Source organism: Chryseobacterium sp. CH25, from assembly GCF_004119455.1.
Lineage (GTDB): Bacteria > Bacteroidota > Bacteroidia > Flavobacteriales > Weeksellaceae > Chryseobacterium.
Genome location: NZ_NRQT01000063.1, coordinates 1 through 275 on the forward strand (window position 1 = coordinate 1; position 275 = coordinate 275).

The following is a 275-nucleotide window of genomic DNA, read 5'->3' on the forward strand; positions in this document are numbered from 1 at the left end:
GACACCGTTTCTGCAATTTCCCGGTCATGATAATATACTTCTAATCCCAGCGGATTCTGCACAATAAGTTTTAATGCCTCAAGCTCTGCCGAATTATAATCTTCATTGTAATTGTTTTGAAAAGAATTGATCGCCGTATAGAATTTAATCTCCTGAGGCTTTTCTGCTTTCCATATGACACCGTTTCTGCAATTTCCCGGTCATGATAATATACTTCTAATCCCAGCGGATTCTGCACAATAAGTTTTAATGCCTCAAGCTCTGCCGAATTATAA

Annotated in this window: 1 protein-coding gene; it reads right to left on the reverse strand. The window is 38.2% G+C overall.

Annotation, left to right across the window (positions count from 1 at the left end; genetic code table 11):
• Positions 1-70 precede the first annotated feature (70 nt).
• On the reverse strand, positions 71-275 hold a 205-nt coding region (locus tag BOQ64_RS24295), incomplete at its 5' end, for a hypothetical protein (protein ID WP_228448537.1).